Origin of the sequence: Protofrankia sp. Cr2, from assembly GCF_963555885.1 — a bacterium.
In the GTDB taxonomy this organism is placed as follows: domain Bacteria; phylum Actinomycetota; class Actinomycetes; order Frankiales; family Frankiaceae; genus Protofrankia.
Window position 1 is genome coordinate 27,772 of sequence record NZ_CAUVXG010000018.1, and the last position, 16,208, is coordinate 43,979.

General features: G+C 66.9%; 17 protein-coding genes and 2 pseudogenes. 13 read left to right on the forward strand and 6 right to left on the reverse strand.

What is annotated here, in order from left to right:
- Positions 1-254: 254 nt before the first annotated feature.
- Positions 255-629: a hypothetical protein gene (locus U9978_RS10845; protein ID WP_322760963.1), complete on the reverse strand. Its 375-nt coding sequence runs from the start codon at positions 627-629 to the stop codon at positions 255-257.
- Positions 630-696: 67 nt separating this feature from the next.
- On the opposite strand from U9978_RS10845, the pseudogene U9978_RS10850 reads away from it, so the two are divergent.
- The 4 genes and pseudogenes from U9978_RS10850 to U9978_RS24015 form a co-directional block, all read left to right on the forward strand.
- Positions 697-895, forward strand: a pseudogene (locus U9978_RS10850) (IS701 family transposase); the annotation flags it as partial.
- Positions 896-1,019: 124 nt separating this feature from the next.
- Positions 1,020-1,211, forward strand: a complete 192-nt coding sequence (locus U9978_RS10855; protein WP_322760964.1) for a hypothetical protein — start codon at positions 1,020-1,022, stop codon at positions 1,209-1,211.
- A 95-nt stretch (positions 1,212-1,306) separates the two neighbouring features.
- The gene (locus U9978_RS10860; RefSeq protein ID WP_322760965.1) at positions 1,307-1,456 is read left to right on the forward strand and encodes a hypothetical protein; all 150 of its coding nucleotides are present in this window, start codon (positions 1,307-1,309) and stop codon (positions 1,454-1,456) included.
- A 200-nt stretch (positions 1,457-1,656) separates the two neighbouring features.
- Positions 1,657-1,773 (forward strand): annotated as a pseudogene (locus U9978_RS24015) (group II intron maturase-specific domain-containing protein); the annotation flags it as partial.
- A 53-nt stretch (positions 1,774-1,826) separates the two neighbouring features.
- Here the strand turns inward: U9978_RS24015 and U9978_RS10865 are convergent.
- The gene (locus tag U9978_RS10865; protein ID WP_322760966.1) at positions 1,827-2,084 is read right to left on the reverse strand and encodes a hypothetical protein; all 258 of its coding nucleotides are present in this window, start codon (positions 2,082-2,084) and stop codon (positions 1,827-1,829) included.
- Positions 2,085-2,539: 455 nt separating this feature from the next.
- Positions 2,540-3,106: an HdeD family acid-resistance protein gene (locus tag U9978_RS10870; RefSeq protein WP_322760967.1), complete on the reverse strand. Its 567-nt coding sequence runs from the start codon at positions 3,104-3,106 to the stop codon at positions 2,540-2,542.
- 240 nt (positions 3,107-3,346) lie between these two features.
- Between U9978_RS10870 and U9978_RS10875 the strand changes: the two genes are divergently transcribed.
- The 9 genes from U9978_RS10875 (at position 3,347) to U9978_RS10915 (ending at position 13,331) form a co-directional block, all read left to right on the forward strand.
- Positions 3,347-3,844: a hypothetical protein gene (locus tag U9978_RS10875; RefSeq protein ID WP_322760968.1), complete on the forward strand. Its 498-nt coding sequence runs from the start codon at positions 3,347-3,349 to the stop codon at positions 3,842-3,844.
- A 467-nt stretch (positions 3,845-4,311) separates the two neighbouring features.
- The gene (locus U9978_RS10880; RefSeq protein WP_322760969.1) at positions 4,312-4,473 is read left to right on the forward strand and encodes a hypothetical protein; all 162 of its coding nucleotides are present in this window, start codon (positions 4,312-4,314) and stop codon (positions 4,471-4,473) included.
- Positions 4,474-5,148: 675 nt separating this feature from the next.
- A complete protein-coding gene (locus U9978_RS10885; RefSeq protein WP_322760970.1) occupies positions 5,149-6,291 on the forward strand; it encodes a sugar ABC transporter substrate-binding protein in 1,143 nt (380 codons plus the stop codon).
- A gap of 119 nt (positions 6,292-6,410) precedes the next feature.
- Positions 6,411-7,964, forward strand: a complete 1,554-nt coding sequence (locus tag U9978_RS10890; protein WP_322760971.1) for a sugar ABC transporter ATP-binding protein — start codon at positions 6,411-6,413, stop codon at positions 7,962-7,964.
- Positions 7,965-8,031: 67 nt separating this feature from the next.
- Positions 8,032-9,264: an ABC transporter permease gene (locus U9978_RS10895; protein ID WP_322760972.1), complete on the forward strand. Its 1,233-nt coding sequence runs from the start codon at positions 8,032-8,034 to the stop codon at positions 9,262-9,264.
- 91 nt (positions 9,265-9,355) lie between these two features.
- On the forward strand, positions 9,356-10,855 hold the full coding sequence (locus U9978_RS10900) for an aldehyde dehydrogenase family protein (protein WP_322760973.1): 1,500 nt from the start codon (positions 9,356-9,358) through the stop codon (positions 10,853-10,855).
- A gap of 57 nt (positions 10,856-10,912) precedes the next feature.
- The gene (locus U9978_RS10905; protein ID WP_322760974.1) at positions 10,913-11,398 is read left to right on the forward strand and encodes a nuclear transport factor 2 family protein; all 486 of its coding nucleotides are present in this window, start codon (positions 10,913-10,915) and stop codon (positions 11,396-11,398) included.
- Positions 11,399-11,555: 157 nt separating this feature from the next.
- Positions 11,556-12,371, forward strand: a complete 816-nt coding sequence (locus U9978_RS10910; RefSeq protein WP_322761014.1) for a FadR/GntR family transcriptional regulator — start codon at positions 11,556-11,558, stop codon at positions 12,369-12,371.
- Positions 12,372-12,467: 96 nt separating this feature from the next.
- Entirely contained in the window at positions 12,468-13,331 is an 864-nt protein-coding gene (locus U9978_RS10915; protein ID WP_322760975.1) for a TIGR03619 family F420-dependent LLM class oxidoreductase, read from the forward strand.
- A gap of 7 nt (positions 13,332-13,338) precedes the next feature.
- On the opposite strand, the gene U9978_RS10920 is transcribed toward U9978_RS10915, so the two are convergent.
- The 3 genes from U9978_RS10920 to U9978_RS10930 are packed head-to-tail and all read right to left on the reverse strand — an operon-like array spanning position 13,339 to position 16,207.
- A complete protein-coding gene (locus U9978_RS10920; RefSeq protein WP_322760976.1) occupies positions 13,339-14,481 on the reverse strand; it encodes a thiolase family protein in 1,143 nt (380 codons plus the stop codon).
- Between the two features lie 17 nt (positions 14,482-14,498).
- Entirely contained in the window at positions 14,499-14,990 is a 492-nt protein-coding gene (locus U9978_RS10925; RefSeq protein WP_322760977.1) for a Zn-ribbon domain-containing OB-fold protein, read from the reverse strand.
- Entirely contained in the window at positions 14,987-16,207 is a 1,221-nt protein-coding gene (locus tag U9978_RS10930) for a CaiB/BaiF CoA transferase family protein (protein ID WP_322760978.1), read from the reverse strand. The genes U9978_RS10925 and U9978_RS10930 overlap by 4 nt, the downstream gene beginning before the upstream one ends.
- Position 16,208: the final 1 nt, after the last annotated feature.

Here is a 16,208-nt window from a genome sequence, read left to right on the forward strand (position 1 = left end):
AAAACAGGACAGTTATGGACGGGCCCTTGTGTGTGCTAACGTGAGCAGTCAGATGCAAAACGTGGCATCGACAAACGACTTGGAGATCTTAGACCATCGTGCGAATGCGAAAAATTCTCCTCTTCTCGCCCGTCTTGGCATTAACCGCGCTGACGGCATGCGGGACGGCGGGCACGGGAACCTCTGTTACTTCAGCAGCTGTCACGTCAGCCTCCGCCACAGTCCGCGAACCACAAAACGTAATCAGAACCGATCTAGGGCGCGTCCTTGTTTCCCCGAAAGGCCCGCCCATAGAAATAATCGTAGATCGAACTGGCGCGTTTGATTGGGCTTCCCCATCCTTCGCGAAAAGGCCGGTCGACTTCCTGCCCGGAGTCCGGGTTGAAAATGGCGAAATAACCTATCGGGTCGAGCCGAGATTCGAACCGGTCGAGCAGGCCGACGGCAGCTTCGCCATTAAGCTTCATTTTGAAGTAGACAGTTTCTCCGGCAGTCCCATATTCAAGATAGTTCACATTGAATACCACGAAGAGAAACCTATATCCACATCCTCTTAGTACCACAGCCACAGTGATCGCCGTGTGGTCTCTTTCCGGATCGTCGGCGTGGCGCGATGCGCGGGCGGCCATCGCGTGATTCCTCGACTGTGTGAAGAAAAACGACGCAGATGCGGTGGCCGCGACTGACAGCGTAACCCTGGGTGACGTCGCGGAATGGGAGGCTGGGCTTGCCGAGCTGTTCGGTCGTGTCGCGCACTGTATTCCCCGGCGACCAGCCGAGGGCGCAGGCGTGGGCCTACTTGGACGGGCTGTTGTCGAAGAACGAGCGTACGAACGGGTGGACGCTCGCCGAGCACGCCAAGGATCCAGGGCCCCGGCGTAGCGAACTTGCGTGGTGATCTGCGATGTCTGGGTAGTTGATGACGGGTTGGCCGGTTTCGGCGGGGGTGGCAGGAGGCGGGCACAACTTCACAAAAGATCAAGGGTGTCGAATCCAAACGATGATCGGGGGTCGCGCCCGTGTCTGCATCTTCGCCTGTCCAGGTCCAGAACACCGAACCTGACACTCGGGACCTGTTCGCGGTCCTCAACGGCTTGCCCGATCCCCGCAGAACCCGGTGGCGGCGCCACCCGCTGGGCTACGTCCTGGCGGTGATCTTGTCGGCATTCATGGTTCCGGGGTTCGAGTCGCTGGACGCCGCCGGGCAGTGAGCCGCAGCCTGTACCCGTAGCCAACTGCTGCGACTGGGCGCCTGGGTGGACCCGTTCGATGGTGCCGTGCTGCTGCCGTCGGAGAAGACGATCCGGTGGGTGCTCACGAGGCTGGACCCGGACGCGTTGGTCGCCGCCTGTGTGGCCGGACTCTCGCCCACCTGCACGCGGACGCCGGCACCGCCGACGCCGAGCAGGAGGGTCAGGCCATGGCCGGCCGGCTGAGCGGGTCGACCTGTGGCTGAAAGACCGGGGGCTGGCCCTGAACCAGGAGAAGACCGCAATCCGTCGCATCGACGGCGGATTCGACTTCCTGTCGTTTAACATCCGCCGCTACCACGTCCGTGGCGGCACGAAGGTCCTCACCAGACCCAGCCGTGACGCGGTCAAGAAGATCCGGCGGAGGAACGCCGCGACACTGCGTAGCCTGCGCGGCGCGAACCCGATCGAGGTGATCGTCACCATGAACCCGATCATCCGAGGCCAGGTGAGCTACTACCGGTCAAGGGTATCGAAGAAGTCGTACCAGAGCCTGGACGAGCACCTGTGGCAGCACCTTTACAAATGGGCTTGCCGCAGGCATCCCAGGAAAGGCCGAAAATGGGTCACCGCCCGCTACTTCGGCCAGTTCAACCCGGCCAGGAAGGACCGAGCGAAGACCTTGCTGACCGAAATCCCGATATCCGGGTGGGTGCGGTCGACGGCGAACGGTTCGACCCCGGTGTGCTGGAAGATTTTCTCGGCGCAGACCCGGACGGCGTCGTCCACGGTCGGAGGGTCGGCGACTGGCGCCCGGACGTCGACCAACAGCTGATCGTGTTCGGGCGGCGGTTTGGCCAGGGGATCGAGCGACCGGTAGATGTCCACATCCACGTCGTCACGGGCGCCCGAGATCGCGACCAGCCGTGGCTGCCGATGCTCACCGGGACACCGGTTGCGGCGAGCCCGGCACGTCTTCGAGACTCCGGTCGTGGCCCGGCCGTTGCCGTTGCCGTTGCGACCAGGCAGGGGTCGGGCTGGCTGCTGTTCGGCTAGGAACTCGTCGGGATGACCGTCACGCGATGATGATGAGAATGACCACGACGCCCGCCGAGACGGTGTCCAGGTCGGCGTCGGTCAGTTCGGCCATGTCGACCAGTGGCTGTTCGGGGACGTGTAGCCTCAAGACGCGGCGCTTTCCCGGCAGGGACTCCAGCCGATGGCGCTCGATGGGCGGCTCGGATCGATGGCGAACAAGGCCGAGTGGCCTGTCCGCCCACCCGCCGCCGGTCGTGCCGATTCAGTGCGGACCGCCGGTGGAGGCGGTTCTCAGTGCGGGAGATCCGCCATCAGGGGGCGGTGGCCGCCAGCGCCCGGCGAAGGCTCAGCGCAAGGATGATCTGTGTGACCCCGTGGACGATCAGCCAGATGCCGAAGACCACGGCCAGGACGAACACGGTCGCCGACGGCCAGGACATCGCCACGATGCCGGCGATCACGCACAGGATGCCGGCCGCGGCGGCTCGCCCACGCCCGGGGTCGTCCGCCGGAGCGGCTGAGGCGATGATCAGCCGAATGAACCCGGCTATCACGAGGGACACTCCGACGATCACTGCCAGCGTCCAGAGCGTCACATCAGGCCACGCCAATGCCACGATTCCGCCCAGGACCAGCAGAACGCCGAACACGGCCGCCCTGGCAGGCTCCGGCGCGCGTCCCGCCGCGAGCACCTCGGTGATACCGGCGAGCACCAGCGCCAACCCGACCAGAATCGCCAGCGTGCTCGCCGAGTCGGACGGGTTCGCGACGAGCACGGCGCCGAGCGCCGTGACGGCGATGCCCAGTACAAGGAGAACGGCCCACACGGCACCGGCGGCGTCGCCGTACACTCGATGCTCCGTCGCTGTCCTGGACATCGTGGCCTCCCTGTGTCCGATGCCGCCGCGCCATGGCGATGGTCGGTGGCTGACCGAGGTATTCCCCGACTTCGACCGCGCCAGTCCCGGGGAGCCTCGCCCGACCCGATGGAGATGCCAGCGTTTTCTTCCCCTGTGATGAAACCATTACCACAGTGCCCGGTATGTGACGTCTCGACGCCGTGCGACGGCTTACGGTTCCAGGGAAACGTCCACTACGGATATCTGCTGGGGGCAAGCATGACCGCCAGAACCCTGCGGCGTGCCGGTGTCATCACCGTCACCGGCGTGCTCGCCGCGATCCTGGGTGCCACTCCGGCCAGCGCCTCTCCCTTCCTCACCGCCGGCGGCGACCCGGGCGCCGGGGCAGCCGGGGCAGCCGGCGACGTGTCCCGCGTTGCTGTCGACATCACCCGTGGTGCGCTGTTCAGCGCCGCGAATGCGGTCTCCGGCGCTGGTGGAACCACTACCAGCGCCAGCACCACCCCCGGCTCAGGTGTCGGCTCCACCTCGGGGGGCGACACCGGTACCGGTACCGGCGGCAACAATGGTGCCAACCCCGGCAGCAGCGGCGAGAACACCGCCAAGGATGTTACGCATGCTGCGTTGGACCTCACCCGTGGTGCGCTGTCCAGCGCCGCGGACGCACTGTCCGGCGCTACCGGGTCCGGGCCTGGGTCTGGGTCCGGCACCGGAACGGGCGGCGGCGCCGGTGCCGGTGGTGGGTTCCCGGGGTGACATCGACCGTCAGGACCGGACCGGTACCCGTTATCCGGCCCTGACGGCTTCGCAGCAGTGGTCGCCGTGTGCAACAACGCAGCCGGACGGGCGTGAACTCACGCCCGTCCGGCTGCGTTCTTGGGCTGCGTTCTTGGGCTGCGTCGTTGGGCTGTGTCGTTGGGTTGTGTCGTGGGACAGGTCCACGGGAGCGGATAGGTACCTGCCGATACCGGGCCGACCAGTTGGCCTCGCATTATCATGCGAGGCATCGCATGACTGGCCGCCCCTGCCCGCACCACCGACCACCCGCCACCCCATCATGGTCGGTGGCGGGTGCGATGTCGGATGGGTGAGGGGGCGAGTCAGTGGCTGGCCGGGACGTCGATTACGACCGTCCGACTCTGTTGAGCTGTGGGCGATGCAGTGTCCGTTGGACGGCGTTGAACGCCGCCCACTGCCCGAGCTGTCATGAAACGTTCGTCGGGGTGAGCACCGGATTCGATACACACCGGGTCGACGGCAGGTGCGCTCCACCCGCGCAGGTCGGCTTACACCGTGACGGTGGCTACTGGTTGATCAACGGCGAACGGGCTCCGGGCAGACTCCTGGTGGTGGGCAACGACTCCCGCACGCATCCGGTGGACTGAGCTCGCCCCGCACGACACCCACGGCGACGATCATGGAATCGGCGCCTTGCCCGTTATTCCTCATGAGGAGTCACCTGCGAGGGTGCCCTCGCGCAGGGCCGGCGTCTGTGCCGGCCGATGCGCGTGACCTTCCCGCATCGTTCCCTTGCGGTTAATCGTCATGACGTTTATGGTCTCCGTGTGACGTGGACCACGGTTGGAGCGGGCAGCGTGGACGCCCTCCGGTATCTCCTCGGTCCGCGTGTCCGGTCCGGCGGTACCGACGGTCGGCGGAGGGGAGGGCATACCTCGTACGTGGCCACGGCGTCCGGCGACCCATGGGGCCTTCGAGCGCGCGAAAAGGTCCATGATCGCGTGATCTTCGGCCAACTGGATGACGGCCGGGCGTGTCTGGTTCCCGGTGGATCTCCAGGAGGGGGCCGCCGAGTATGTCCTTGACAGCGAACATCGCGAGGAATACTTTTCCTGGCACTTGATCCGGCTCTGACTCGGCGTCCAGGTGCGACACCGCCGACAATCCTTCCCCACATCCAGCTGTTTCCCAACTGATCTTCTATCACTCGGCGACGGCATTCCGATACGGTGGCCGGCCTGTGCCGGCGCTGTGTCAGGACGCCCGTCTTTTCCTTCAAGGACCGACGGGGTAATCACATGCATCGCAGTTCTCGAAGAGTAATGCCCCTCGTCGTCGGCGTGGTCCTCGCGCTGTTCCTCGCGGCGTGCGGCAGTGATTCGGACTCGGCGTCGACGCCGGCGGCGACGGCGTCGGTAAACCCGGCTCCGACGTCCGACGCGTCGTTAGCAGCAGCCAAGGCGAACCTCGCCAAGTACCTGACGCCGCCGACGAGCATCGTTCAGTCCACGCCGCTGAAGTCTGCGCCGCCGAAGAAGAAGGTTGCCTTCGTCCAGTGCGCGGACCCGAACTGCGCCATCCTGGCTGGTTTCGTCAAGGACGCCACCGCAGCCCTGGGTTGGAGCCTGACCACGCTGAGCGCCACCGCAACCGATCCGGGTTCGGCCATTCAACAGGCCATCGACGCCGGCGTGGACTACATCGCCACCACCGGCTTTCCCGTCGACCTGTTCAAGCAGCAGATGAACCAGGCGAAGTCCAAGGGCATCCCGCTGTTCATGTGCTACAGCACGGACGTGCCCGCGGGACCGAGCAACAACCTTTTCTCGGACTGCAACGACGCCACCGCCGCCAGTGCCTTCGGCGGCGCGATGGCCGACTTCATGGCTGTGGATTCGAACGGCAAGGCCGACATCCTGCTGGTGACGATCCCCTCCTACCCGGTTCTGACGGCACAGGCCGACGGGGTGAAGGCCGAGCTCGGCAAGAACTGCCCCAGCTGCAAGATCCACACTCTTGAGACGACGGTCAACGACCTCGCCGGTGGCGCCGTGCCGCAGAGCGTCTCTTCCTACCTGCAGGCAAATCCCAGCGTCAACTACGTCTTCTTCACCTACAACGGCCTTGAGAAAGGTGTGCCGGCCGTCCTGAAGACAGCCGGCCTGTTGGGGAAGGTGAAGCTGGTCGGTACCCAGGGGGCGCAGCCGCAGTTCAACGAAGTCATCAACGGCACCTCGACGGCGTGGAGCGCACTCCCGCAGGAGCTCGCGATGTGGACGATGGCGGACCAGATGGCTCGTGTCGCGGTCGACCAGTGGTCGCTGCCGGACGAGCGCAAGGCTGCCATCTCGCCGTTCTATCTCGTGAGCACACCCGACCAGGCGAAGGCCATCGTGGACGAGAAGAACGGCTGGCCCGGGCCGGCCGGCTTCAAGGACACGTTCAAGAAGCTGTGGGGTTTCTGAGGTGACGGCAAGCTGAAATCACACGGTTCGCCGAAGAGTGCGCGATCATTGTTCATTCGCGCATTCTTCGGCCCCAGCAGGCGCGAGGTGTCAGGTCAGTTGAGTAATGGTGAGTAATGGTGAGTAACGGCGAAGTCGAGACAGCTTCACAGGAGGACAGGGCGAACGTGCCGGCCCTGGACATCCGCAACCTGTCCAAGACGTTTTCCGGGCAGGTGGTCCTCGACCGTGTCGATCTTGCCATCGCCGAGGGAAAGGTGCACGCCCTCGTCGGGCAGAACGGCTCCGGCAAGTCCACCCTGATCAAGATTGTGGCGGGCTACCATCGTCCGGATCCGGGCGGCAGCGTCTGGGTGCGCGGTATGCCGTTGCAATTCGGATCGGCGGCGGCGCACGAGGCCGGAATCCGTTTCGTCCACCAGGACCTGGGGCTGCTCCTCGACCTCAGCTCGGTGGAGAACCTCATGCTGGGGCTCTCCTATCCGCGGGGCTTCCTCGGCCGGATCCACTGGCGGGAAGCTCGCCGGCAGGCGCAGGAGCGGGTGGCGCGGGTTGGGCTCGACATCGATGTCCGCGCCCCGACGGGCGAACTGGGGCTGGCCGACCGCACAGGTCTCGCCATCGCGCGGGCGCTTCCCGAACCGGACCAGGGTCGGGCGGTGTTGGTGCTCGACGAACCGACCGCCGCCCTGCCGGCGGCCGACGTGGACCGGCTGTTGGCGACGATCCGGCGGTTGCGGGACGCCGGACACAGCGTGCTCATCGTCTCGCACCATCTGGACGAGGTCCTCGACATCGCGGACCAGGTCACGGTCCTGCGCGACGGCCGGAAGGTCGCATCGGCGGATGCCGCCGACATGGACCGCGACACCCTCGGCCGGCTGATGGTTGGTCACGACCTGGTCATCTCGACCGGGCGTGACGAGGCGGTCGAGACGGCCGGGCCCGTCGTCCTGGGACTTGAGGAGATCGCCGGGGGAACCGTCGCCGGAGTGTCCACCACCGTGCGCCGTGGGGAGATCGTCGGAATCGCCGGCCTGACCGGTTCGGGTCGCGAGGTGCTGGGTGCAATGCTCAGCGGACGGATGCCCCGGGCGGGCCAGGTGTCCGTGGACGGTGTCGCCGTTCCGTCGGCGAATCCCGCCGCGGCCATGGCTGCCCGGCTGGCCTTCGTACCGGGCGAACGGGCGCGGTACGGCACCTTCGCCACCCTGACGGTACGCCAGAACCTGACCATGGGGTCGCTGCGCCGCCATGTCCGGCGCGGCTACATCGACGCCGGGTCCGAGCGCCGGGAGGTTCGTACCTGGGTCGACGAGCTCGGGATCGTGACCCGCGGCGTGGACGCGCCCATCACGAGCCTGTCCGGAGGGAACCAGCAGAAGGTGCTCGTCGCCCGCGCGTTGCGCCTGTCCCCGAAGGTGCTCGTGCTCGACGACCCGACCGCCGGCATCGACGTGAAGGCGCGTGATCAGGTCCACAGCATCATCGAGCGCAGCGCGGACGCGGGAACGGCGGTCCTACTGGTCTCGACCGACAGCGAGGAGCTGGCCCGCCTGGCCGACCGCGTACTCATTCTGAGTCACGGACGTGTCGTGCGCACACTGCGCCGGGGCGTCGACCTTTCACCGGAAGCCATTGATCACGCACAGGTATCGCTGGGAGCGCCATGAGTCCCTTTTTCGACCGGCGGTCGTGTGATCAAGGCCGTCTTCGTCCTGCATCTTCCGAGGTGGAGCAATGTCGTTAGAAATCGGTCGGCGATCCGCGGCCGACAGCACCGCGGCCGACAGCACCGCGGACCGGGCCGGCGGCCAGCCGGCCGGGCCCGTCGTCGCCCAGCCACCCGCTGTGGAAGCCGGGACCGCGAAGGGCGGGGCAGGTCGTGGTGTCGCGGGCGGTCCGTACCCGCCGGAGCCTGTCCGGCAGCCGGTCAGCCTCACGCTCGGCAAGTACAGCGCCCTCCTCCTTTTCGCGCTGTTCATCATCATTTTCGGAGCGCTCAAGCCACATTTGTTCCTGACGGTCAGCACGTTCCGTCTCACCTTCGGCGAAGGCGTGGTGACCGCGGTCCTGGCGCTGGCCTTCCTGGTCCCGCTCGCGGCCGGCATCTTCGACCTGTCGATCGGCGCGATGATGGGTCTGTCGCTGGTATTGATCAACTGGTTCGCGGGCAACACCCACATCCCGGTCGGCCTGGTCTGCCTCGGCGCTGTGCTGGTGTGCTGCCTGGTCGGACTGGTCAGCGGCTTCCTGGTCGTGCGGTTCCGGGTCAACTCGCTGATAGCCACCCTCGGCGTGAGCCAGGTGCTCACCGCCGTGGGGCTGAAGGTCTCTGACAACCGCCAGATCACCGGCGCGTTCTCCGACCGGTTCGCGACGCTCGGCAGTACGAACCTGCTGGGCGTTCCGGTGGTCGTGCTCTACCTTCTGGCGCTGGCGGTCATCCTGTGGTTCGTTCTGGAGCACACGCCGGTCGGGCGCTACCTGTTCGCGGTCGGCAGCAACCCGGAGGCCGCGCGGCTGGCCGGCCTGCCGGCGGAGCGGCTCGTCTACGGCTCGCTCATCGCCTCCGGCGGGGTGGCCGGGATCGCCGGCGTCATCTACTCGATGCGGGTCGGCGCCTATACCGCGGACTCCGGTTCAGGTCTGCTGTTCCCCGCACTGGCAGCGGTGTTCTTCGGGGCGTCGCAGTTCTCCCGGCGGCCCAACGTGTGGGGCACGCTGGTCGCGTATTTCGCGCTCGCGTTCGGTGTCAAGGGCCTGCAACTGGCCTTCGGGCCCGGCACCTTCTGGATCCAGCCGCTGTTCCAGGGCGTGGCCCTGCTGATCGCCGTCGCCCTGGCGAGTCGGCAGGTCGCCCAGACCCGGCGCAGCCGGCGAACGCAGGCGGCGGCTGCCGAGTCCGGGTCCGAGTCCGGCGCGCAGCCTGAGCCCGTCGCGACCGGCGAGCCACGTGCCCCGGCCCCGTGACCCGGTTGCCGGTTGCTCTCAGTGCAGTCGCTTTCAGTATATCGGGACCTTTTTCCGCAGATATCTCTCCTACCGGATCGGAGTACCTTCGGTGATCAGTACATCGGACGATTCCTCGACATATCCGATTTCGGCGGAAGCCGCACGGCAGCTGGCACGCCCCCTGTTCGGTCACGTTATCGACGGTGAGGTCGTCCCGGCTGCCGACGGGGCGACGATGGCGGTCATCGATCCCGCGACGGAACGGCAGGTCGCCACCGCCGCTGCCGGCTCGGTGGCCGACGCCGAACGGGCCGCACAATCTGCGCGCGCCGCCTTCGAGGACGGCCGGTGGCGGTTCCTCCCGCCCTTGGAAAAAGAACGCCGGATGCGCAGGCTCTCCAGCCTCCTGACGGAGCGGGCGGACGTCTTCGCCGAGATCGATGTGATCGACGCGGGATTGCTGCGCTTCTATGAGGGATTCATCGTCCAGTTCGCGGTCGACGGTATTGACTACTACGCGGGCTGGCCCTCCAAGCTTTCCGGAACGATCCCGCCGGTACCGTCGGACCTGGCCGTGTATCAGCACCGGGAGCCGATCGGCGTCGTCGGCCTGATCACTCCGTGGAACGGGCCGACGGCCGTGTTCGCCTCGGTGGCCGCCGCCATCAGCGCGGGCAACAGCGTCGTGCTGAAGCCGGCCGAGCAGACCCCCATGTCGGCGGTTCTCATGGCGGAGCTGGCGCTCGAGGCGGGGATTCCGCCGGGGGTCTTCAACGTCGTTCAAGGTGTCGGTGAGGTCGTGGGCGCCGCCCTCGTCGCCTCTGCCGACATCGACGCCCTGTCGTTCACCGGGTCCGTGGCTACCGGAAGCGCGATTCAGGCGGCCGCCGCCGCACGGGTGAAGCGGGTGAGCCTCGAACTCGGCGGCAAGAGCCCGTTCATCGTCTTCCCCGACGCCAACCTGGAGGCCGCCGCCGCAGCGGCCATGGCCGCGGTGTGGGGCGCATCCGGACAGGTGTGCACCGCGGGTAGTCGTCTGTTGGTGCACCGTTCCGTGCACGACAAACTGGTAAGTATGATCATTGATGGGTCGCGTGACATCCGGCTCGGCTCGGGTTTCGACCCCAGTAGCCAGATGGGACCGCTGGTGTCCGCGGAACAGCTGGAGCGGGTGCAGCGCTACGTCGGCTACGGCCGTGACGAGGGTGCGGAGCTGGTGCTCGGCGGTGAGCGTCACGGCGACGTCGGCTACTTCCACCAGCCGACGGTGTTCACATCCGTGCGCAACGACATGCGGATCGCCCGCGAGGAGATCTTCGGTCCGGTGATGTCCGTGCTGGAGTTCGGCTCGGAGGAGGAGGCCATCGCCATCGCCAACGACACCGAGTACGGTCTGGCGGCCGGCGTGTGGACCAACGACCTGGGCCTGGCACACCGCGTGAGCAGAGCATTACGGACAGGAACGGTGTGGGTGAACACCTTCCAGATGGTCTACCCGACGGTGCCCTACGGCGGTGTGAAGTACTCCGGGCATGGCCGCACCCTGGGCGCGGCCTCTCTCGACGATTTCACCCAGCTCAAGAGCGTGTGGATGAAGGTCGGGGCTTGACCCGGCAGTGCCGCGGTAGACGTGGCACCCGTCGGGACGGCTGCGAAGGGAGCGAGCATGCGTACAGCGGCCGAGATTGAGGCCGGCCTGGACCGCGCCGACGTCACCGAGGTGCTTTACAGGTATGCGTCGTGTATCGACAAACGGGATGTCGACGGGATCCGTGTGACCCTCGCCGACGACCTGTGGGCGCAGTACGGCAACGCTGATCCCATCGTCGGCGGTGACGCGGTCGCTGATTGGATCGACGAAGGCACCCGGGAATGCGTCTGGCAGCATCATCTGCTCAGTGTTTACCATGTGGACCTTGTAGGGGATCACGCCACGGCGCTTATCTACCACACCTCGCACCAGGTGTTCCGCGCATCGCCGGAAACGGTGCACGTGCTCGTCGGCCGGTACCATAACCAGCTGCGACGCACAGCGGACGGTTGGAAAATCAGCAGGCTTCTCTTCGAGATTCTCTGGGGCGAGCGTCGGGTGGACTCCACCGGTTACCTCGCTGCCGTCGGCGGCTGCGGCCCCCAGGTGTATCCCCGTTGACGCGGCCTGACCGGTGAGATTCATCAGGACCAACTGAACCCGGCGGTACCCTCGGCTCATGTTGAGCAGCCCAGATGGCCAAAGGCGGCGCGATCCTGCTTCATCCGCGCCGCCGCAGGCTCCTGTCCCCGGGTCGCTCACCGGAGAGCCGTTGCCTGTGCCAGCCGGAGCGGTGGACCCACCTCGGCGCACGCCGGCCGCTGCGACTCCACGAGGCTGTATCGCGATTGCGTCGGGTGACGGGGTCACGCGCCGCCTGAAGACATCGGAGACCGTCGCGCGGGATGTGGTCCACGACATCATCGCCCGTGGGCTACAGCCCGGTGACGGCCTGCCGTCGGAGGCGGTCATGCTCGAGCAGTACGGGGTGAGTCGCGAGTCGTTGCGAGAGGGGCTGCGCCTCCTGGAGGTGCAGGGTCTGCTGTCCATCCGCCGTGGACCGGGCGGCGGTCCGGTGGTCGGTACCGTCGACCCGTCGAACCTCGGGCGGATCTCGACGCTGTACTTCCATCTGGCCGGAGCCACCTACTCCGAGCTCTTCGAGGCGTGGGTGCTGACCGAATGCGTTCTGGCCGATCGGGCCGCCCGCAACCCGGACAGGAACGCGCGCGCCGCCGCGATGGCACCCTACCTCGACGGGGACGGGGCGCACGAAGAGCACGAGGAGCTGGAGAAATTCGTCCGGGAACATGGCGGATTTCACATCGCGATAGCCTCACTGGCCCGCAACCGCGTGCTCGAACTGACCATGCAGACCATGGGTCAGATCGTCGCCCACCACGTCGCCGTCACCGACGACCCTCGGGTGATGCGCGACCTGATCGCTGATGATCACCTGAGGCTGGCCCGCGCCATCCTGGCCGGTCATGCCAACCAGGCCCGCGGTCTCATGGAGGAGCACATTCACGGCATCGTCGGGTACAGCCGTGAGCGCTTCGGCGCCCGGATGGACGACTTCATCGAGTGGCGGTGACCACCGCCCACGCCCCTATTGCCGGGCGCTCTTACCGGCAGCGCAACCAAAGCGGATGTATCCACTACCTCGGTTGAGGCCGGAAGGGAACTGATGATGCGGATCGGCCTGTCGGTATACGACATGGGTGCGCGTGACCTACTGGACCTCGCCGTGGCGGCCGACGGCCTCGGCTTCGATGCCCTCTGGCTCGGCGAGCATCTCGTCCTGCCGTACGACTACTCCAGCGAGCACCCCACCCAGGGCGAAACGGCGCACCAGCATCACACCCGGTCGATCATCGACCCGGCCACGAAGCTGCTGGACCCGTGGTCGGCGTTGAGTGCCGCCGCGGCGCTTACGACGAGGGTGAAGCTCGCGACGGGCATCTACATCCTGCCGTTACGTCACCCGCTTCTGACAGCTCGTGCCGCCTGCACGACGCAGGAGATCGCTGCCGGCAGGTTCATGCTCGGGGTCGGAGCCGGTTGGCTGCGCGAGGAGTTCGCCGCCCTCGGCGTTCCGTTCGACGAACGCGGATCCCGCCTCGAGGAGTGCCTGGAGGTCCTGCGGTCGGCCTGGAGCGGAGGACCCTTCGAGCATCAGGGTACCCACTTCACGACCGGCAGGATCCAGGTCACCCCCCGGCCCGTTGCGGTGCCGCTCGTCCTCGGGGGGAACACCGACCGGGCGCTGCATCGCGCAGCCCGGCTGGGGGACGCCTGGTTCAGTTCCGGCACACCCTCCTTCTCCGACGCAGTACGGCTTCGTGACCGGCTCGCGGCACTGTGCGAACAGTACGGGCGCGCGATGATTGCCTGCTACTTCCGGTTGGAAGGCCAGGAGCTGGAACTGGTGCCCCGCTACGACGCCGAGGGGATCACCAACCTGGTCGTGTGGGCGGACCAGATATGGCGCGGGGCCGACCTGGCGCAGAAGCGAGCGTGTCTCGCCCGCGCTGCCGACCGGTTCATGATCTGACGGCCGGTCAGCGGGTCAGCACGGTGCAGGCGCTGACCCCCGGCGCGCCGTAGACGTGGCTGAACGCCACCGTCGGGTTTGCGGGCACCTGGCGCGCCGCGGCGGCCCCGCGCAGTTGCAGGACGTTCTCGTACACCTGACGCAGACCCGACGCGCCGATCGGCTCGCCGTTGGCGAGGCAGCCACCGTCGGTGTTGATCGGAAGGCTGCCGCCGATCCCGGTGGCACCCGTTGCCAGCAGTTCCTCCTGCTCACCGTCTTTGCACAGGCCGCACTCGGCCATGTGACAGATCTCCGCCCCGGACTCGGTGTCCTGGATCTGCGCGACGTCGACATCGCCGGGGGCGACCCCGGCCAGCTCGAACGCCGCCCGGGCCGCGTCCACGCTCGGGCTGTCAGCGCGTTCTAGTGCCAGCCACGGGCTGAACACCTCGAACGAGCCGAACCGGCGTGAACGTAGTACCGCGGACCGCAGGTACACCGGCGTGTCGGTGTACCTGCGCGCGCGGTCCGCCCGGCACAGCACGAGCGCGACTGCACCTTCCCCCGGCGAGCAGAACATGTACTGCGTCAGCGGATGGCTCACCATCGTCGACGACATGATCGCGTCTTCCGTGTGTGGGACACGGCGCCACGCGTTGGGGTTCAGTGAACCGTTGTAGAAGGCCTTGGCCGCCACCTTCGCCAGTATCGACGGACTGAGGCCGTACGTGTGCAGGTAGCGCTGCGCCTTCATCCCGAAGAACTGGGTCGTCAGCATGAGTCCGGTTTCGCCGTACCACTGCCCCAGGCCGACCGTCGCGGGGTCGGTGTCGAAGGCACCCCGCGGATGCTTGTCGAAGCCGATCACCATCCCGAGTTCGTACGCGCCCGACCTGATGGTACTGTCCGCGTTGATCAGTGCGCTGCCACCCGTCGCGCATCCGTTGGCCACATTGATGAACGGGAGGCCGGTCAGCCCCAGGTCCGAGACGAGCGAGTCGGCGGCCCCTGCCGCGAGGCTGCCGCCGAAGGCGAACTGGATGTCGGGCCATTCCAGGCCCGCGTCCGTCAGTGCAGCCCGGGCCGCGTAGGCTCCCTGCGCCCGTCCGCTGACCCCCTCGTGCCGCCCGAACGGATGGATTCCGATGCCCACGATGGCGACATCCACGGCGCACTCCTTTGTGGTTACTTGTGGTTACCCACGTTCGGGACCTGGTTTTCGTCTGATCTACGTTCCCGGTCACCGGATCGGACGGGGGAGAACGCGTAGGTGAGGACCTGGGTGCCGTCGTCGTCGTGACACAAGGGCACGAGGACCAGCTCCATCGGCGCCCCGATGTGCAGCCGCTGCGGGTCGTTTTCGGTCAGGACGGCCTCGACGATGACCACGCCGGGAAGCTCGACGTATCCCACGCCGTAGGGCGTGAACGGCTCCGGACCGGCGTAGGGCGGTTTGGGACGGAAACTCTGCACGGTGAAGGACCACAGTGTGCCGCTGCGGGGGAGAAGGCGGTCCGCCATGTCCATCCGGGTGCATTTCGGGCACGACTGCTGGCGCGGAAAGGTCGTCGTCCCGCACGACCGGCAGCTGCTCGCGACGAGGCTGGGCCCGTCGTCGCCCTCGACGAACAGTCCGTCGTCCACCGGCCGTGTCCGTACCACAGGTCTGCTCATCATCGGTCTGCCTCCTCGGCGGCGAGTACCTGTCCGGTGTGTTCACCCAACCATGGCGCCCGCGTGGGAGCCACGGTCTGGAAAGACGAGAACCGGTAGGGGCTCGTCGGGACCAACGCGCTGAGATCGCTGTCGAAGGCGACCGTGGTGAAGAAGTTCCTCGCCTGCAGGTGCTCGTCGTCCAGGACGTCCTCGGGGGCGTTGACCGGCCCGATCGGCAGCCCGCGCCGCTGCCCCTCGTGGTAGGCCGTCGTGGCGTCCTGCAGGAGGAACAGGCATTCGATGAGTTCCTGAATGTGCTGGAAGTTCTGCTGGCGGTGCGCCAGATCATCGTAGGCTGTGTCGGTCAGGTCCGCGGCGACGCCGAGGCTTTCCATCCATGCGACCAGCGCATCCCATGGCTTGCGGTCGGCGAGGATGAGCGCGAAGTAGACCCATCGGTCATCGGCGCAGCGGAACAGCGCCGGCTGTGTCGGCACGGGCTGGGCGTGGCGACAGGTCTGCCTGTGCACGAGGACCTTCGGGTAGAACCAGTATGGGTTCGCCAGTTCCCCGCTGACGGCGAGCGACTCGTGCATGGACACGTCCACCAGCTGCCCCGCACCTGTCCGCTGGCGATCGAGTAATGCCAGCAGCAGGCCGCAGTGGGCGAAACTCGCCGCCGTGTGGTAACCCTGATTGCCGCCGGGGCGGATGGGCGGGATCGAGTGGTCGTCATAGCCGCAGCTGGCCAGCGGGCCGCCCGCGGCGAGTCCGACCAGATCGCAGGTGCGGTAGTCCGCCCACGGGCCGTCCAGCCCGAACGCGGTGACCGACAGGATGATCAGTTGCGGATGCGTGGTCAACAGCGCGGAGTAGTCCAGGCCGGCCGCGGCGATCTCGCGCGGGCGCAAGGTGATGAGCAGGACGTCCGCGCCGACGAGCAGGCGGTGCAACAACGCCTGGTCCGATTCCGATCCGTCGGGGACCACGCTGCGCTTGCCGAAATTGTAGTACCAGAACGTCAGGCTCGTGTCGGCGCTGACAACGTCGTGCGCGAAGGGACCGATCCGCCGCGTCGGTGATCCCTGCGGTGGTTCGATCTTGATCACGTCGGCACCGAGCTCGGCGAGGAGTCTTCCGGTCCCTTCACCGGCGGGGTCACCGGCCCACTCCACGACCGTCAGCCCCGAATACGGAAGCGGCGGGGAACCGGCTGTCCCGGTCTGGGCCGTGGTCATC

Coding starts and splice junctions, on each gene's coding strand:
- U9978_RS10915 (WP_322760975.1), top strand. CDS start 12,468: ATGCGGATCGGCCTGTCGGTATACGACATGGGTGCGCGTGACCTACTG.
- U9978_RS10885 (WP_322760970.1), top strand. CDS start 5,149: ATGCCCCTCGTCGTCGGCGTGGTCCTCGCGCTGTTCCTCGCGGCGTGC.
- U9978_RS10870 (WP_322760967.1), bottom strand. CDS start 3,106: ATGTCCAGGACAGCGACGGAGCATCGAGTGTACGGCGACGCCGCCGGT.
- U9978_RS10875 (WP_322760968.1), top strand. CDS start 3,347: ATGACCGCCAGAACCCTGCGGCGTGCCGGTGTCATCACCGTCACCGGC.
- U9978_RS10930 (WP_322760978.1), bottom strand. CDS start 16,207: ATGACCACGGCCCAGACCGGGACAGCCGGTTCCCCGCCGCTTCCGTAT.
- U9978_RS10845 (WP_322760963.1), bottom strand. CDS start 629: ATGGCCGCCCGCGCATCGCGCCACGCCGACGATCCGGAAAGAGACCAC.
- U9978_RS10895 (WP_322760972.1), top strand. CDS start 8,032: ATGTCGTTAGAAATCGGTCGGCGATCCGCGGCCGACAGCACCGCGGCC.
- U9978_RS10925 (WP_322760977.1), bottom strand. CDS start 14,990: ATGATGAGCAGACCTGTGGTACGGACACGGCCGGTGGACGACGGACTG.
- U9978_RS10905 (WP_322760974.1), top strand. CDS start 10,913: ATGCGTACAGCGGCCGAGATTGAGGCCGGCCTGGACCGCGCCGACGTC.